Annotated in this window: 1 pseudogene; it reads right to left on the bottom strand. The window is 69.2% G+C overall.

Going from position 1 to position 263, the window contains the following annotated elements:
- Nucleotides 1-263, bottom strand: a pseudogene (locus MTX35_RS25480) (acetyl-/propionyl-CoA carboxylase subunit alpha); the annotation flags it as partial.

Here is a 263-nt window from a genome sequence, read left to right as displayed (position 1 = left end):
GGCGACTTTGACCACGGTGCCCTGCATCGGTGCGGTGACCGAGTCTCCGGATGCTGCTCCTGCACCGGCACCGCCGCGGGTACGGGCTTTGGGTTTACGCCGCACCGCACCGGCATTCCCGCCGTTGGTGTTGCCACCGAGGGACAGTTCCCCGGGTAGGGAGACCTCGACACGTCGGCCGCCGACCTCGACGACGACGGACTGGCGGGGTAGTGCGTCGTCGTCGTCGATCGGCTGGCCTGCGGTGAACGGGGGTACCTGGT

Source organism: Rhodococcus sp. ARC_M12 (assembly GCF_022810385.1).
Lineage (GTDB): Bacteria > Actinomycetota > Actinomycetes > Mycobacteriales > Mycobacteriaceae > Rhodococcoides > Rhodococcoides navarretei.
Note: the sequence above shows the minus strand (reverse complement) of the source record. Positions and strands in the feature narration are given on the sequence as shown.